This window comes from Streptomyces otsuchiensis, from assembly GCF_004305975.1.
GTDB classification, from domain to species: domain Bacteria; phylum Actinomycetota; class Actinomycetes; order Streptomycetales; family Streptomycetaceae; genus Streptomyces; species Streptomyces otsuchiensis.
Window position 1 is genome coordinate 1 of sequence record NZ_BHZI01000346.1, and the last position, 2,408, is coordinate 2,408.

At 58.3% G+C, this 2,408-nt stretch carries 2 rRNA genes (1 of these 2 running past the window's edge); both read left to right on the forward strand.

What is annotated here, in order from left to right:
- Positions 1 to 243: 243 nt before the first annotated feature.
- Positions 244 to 1,773: ribosomal RNA gene (locus E0D90_RS23245) — 16S ribosomal RNA — on the forward strand.
- Between the two features lie 322 nt (positions 1,774 to 2,095).
- Positions 2,096 to 2,408: ribosomal RNA gene (locus tag E0D90_RS23250) — 23S ribosomal RNA — on the forward strand (it continues 2,913 nt past the right edge of the window).
- The 16S and 23S rRNA genes sit together here, the layout of an rRNA operon.

Genomic DNA, 2,408 nt, shown 5'->3' on the forward strand with positions numbered 1-2,408 from the left:
ACACCGAAGGGAAGCCCGGAGGAAAGCCGGAAGGCGATCCAAAGGAAGCGTCCGTTCCTTGAGAACTCAACAGCGTGCCAAAAGTCAACGCCAGATATGTTGATACCCCGTCGGCCGGCAGGTTTCTGCTGGTGGACGAGGTTCCTTTGAAGAAACACAACAGCGAGGACGCTGTGAACCTGCGAGGTTATTCCATCTCGTGGTTCCGCTCTCGTGATGTGTGCACCGGATTACCGGTAAACATTCACGGAGAGTTTGATCCTGGCTCAGGACGAACGCTGGCGGCGTGCTTAACACATGCAAGTCGAACGATGATCCGGTTTCGGCCGGTGATTAGTGGCGAACGGGTGAGTAACACGTGGGCAATCTGCCCTGCACTCTGGGACAAGCCCTGGAAACGGGGTCTAATACCGGATATGACACATGAGGGCATCCTCGTGTGTGGAAAGCTCCGGCGGTGCAGGATGAGCCCGCGGCCTATCAGCTAGTTGGTGGGGTAGTGGCCTACCAAGGCGACGACGGGTAGCCGGCCTGAGAGGGCGACCGGCCACACTGGGACTGAGACACGGCCCAGACTCCTACGGGAGGCAGCAGTGGGGAATATTGCACAATGGGCGAAAGCCTGATGCAGCGACGCCGCGTGAGGGATGAATGCCTTCGGGTTGTAAACCTCTTTCAGTAGGGAAGAAGCCTTCGGGTGACGGTACCTGCAGAAGAAGCACCGGCTAACTACGTGCCAGCAGCCGCGGTAATACGTAGGGTGCGAGCGTTGTCCGGAATTATTGGGCGTAAAGAGCTCGTAGGCGGCTTGTCACGTCGGTTGTGAAAGCCCGGGGCTTAACCCCGGGTCTGCAGTCGATACGGGCAGGCTAGAGTTCGGTAGGGGAGATCGGAATTCCTGGTGTAGCGGTGAAATGCGCAGATATCAGGAGGAACACCGGTGGCGAAGGCGGATCTCTGGGCCGATACTGACGCTGAGGAGCGAAAGCGTGGGGAGCGAACAGGATTAGATACCCTGGTAGTCCACGCCGTAAACGGTGGGAACTAGGTGTGGGCGACATTCCACGTCGTCCGTGCCGCAGCTAACGCATTAAGTTCCCCGCCTGGGGAGTACGGCCGCAAGGCTAAAACTCAAAGGAATTGACGGGGGCCCGCACAAGCGGCGGAGCATGTGGCTTAATTCGACGCAACGCGAAGAACCTTACCAAGGCTTGACATACACCGGAAAACCGTGGAGACACGGTCCCCCTTGTGGTCGGTGTACAGGTGGTGCATGGCTGTCGTCAGCTCGTGTCGTGAGATGTTGGGTTAAGTCCCGCAACGAGCGCAACCCTTATCCTGTGTTGCCAGCACGCCCTTCGGGGTGGTGGGGACTCACGGGAGACTGCCGGGGTCAACTCGGAGGAAGGTGGGGACGACGTCAAGTCATCATGCCCCTTATGTCTTGGGCTGCACACGTGCTACAATGGCCGGTACAATGAGCTGCGATACCGTGAGGTGGAGCGAATCTCAAAAAGCCGGTCTCAGTTCGGATTGGGGTCTGCAACTCGACCCCATGAAGTCGGAGTCGCTAGTAATCGTAGATCAGCATTGCTACGGTGAATACGTTCCCGGGCCTTGTACACACCGCCCGTCACGTCACGAAAGTCGGTAACACCCGAAGCCGGTGGCCTAACCCCTTGTGGGAGGGAGCTGTCGAAGGTGGGACTGGCGATTGGGACGAAGTCGTAACAAGGTAGCCGTACCGGAAGGTGCGGCTGGATCACCTCCTTTCTAAGGAGCTTCTTGGCGAGTCTTTCGGGGCTTGTCCAGGTGCCAGTACATCGGCGAGTGTTCGATGCTGGTTGCTCATGGGTGGAACGTTGACTATTCAGTGTGCCGGTGGGTTTCGGCTTTCTAGTACTGCTCTCTTCGGGGGGTGTGGAACGGGGGTTGGGGTCTGCTGGTGGGCTGGGCGCGCTGTTGGGTGTCTGAGGGCATGGCCGTGTGGTCTTGTCTTCGGTTGCCGGCATCAGGTGTTCTCGCATGTTGTGTGTGGGGTGACTGGTTGGGCTGGTTGTTGTTTGAGAACTGCACAGTGGACGCGAGCATCTGTGGCCAAGTTTTTAAGGGCGCACGGTGGATGCCTTGGCACCAGGAACCGATGAAGGACGTGGGAGGCCACGATAGGCCCCGGGGAGCTGTCAACCAAGCTGTGATCCGGGGGTGTCCGAATGGGGAAACCCGGCAGTCGTCATGGGCTGTCACCCGCACCTGAATGTATAGGGTGTGTGGAGGGAACGCGGGGAAGTGAAACATCTCAGTACCCGCAGGAAGAGAAAACAACAGTGATTCCGGGAGTAGTGGCGAGCGAAACTGGATGAGGCTAAACCGTATGTGTGTGATACCCGGCAGGGGTTGCGCATACG